This is a genomic window from Psychrobacter sp. W2-37-MNA-CIBAN-0211 (genome assembly GCF_040309405.1).
Classification (GTDB): Bacteria; Pseudomonadota; Gammaproteobacteria; order Pseudomonadales; family Moraxellaceae; genus Psychrobacter; species Psychrobacter glaciei.
In genome coordinates, this window is sequence record NZ_JBEOOU010000146.1 from 1 (window position 1) to 278 (window position 278).

The following is a 278-nucleotide window of genomic DNA, read 5'->3' on the forward strand; positions in this document are numbered from 1 at the left end:
TAGCTGGTCACCAGCATCACCAGCTGCGAATGGGCATCGGCCAAATGCGGCGCGAGCAAGCCACCGCTGGCCGCCGCCACTTCGGCCGCCACCACGGGCAACAGCCAGACGGCGGTCATCTGGTCGATGCTGTGCTCCTGGCGGGTAAACATCATGAACGGGATCAGCACACCACAGGCCAGGGACATGGCGACGTCCAACCACCACAGGGCTTCGGCCAGCGGGATGACATCACTGCCCCAGCGCGGCAGACCGAACAGCAGCAAGCCATTAAGAAT

The 278-nt window shown here is 63.7% G+C and carries 1 protein-coding gene; it reads right to left on the minus strand.

Features of this window, described 5'->3' with window-relative positions; genetic code table 11:
• The coding region (locus AAEY72_RS14670) for an SLAC1 family transporter (protein WP_502945396.1) at window positions 1–278 on the minus strand (278 nt) is incomplete at both ends.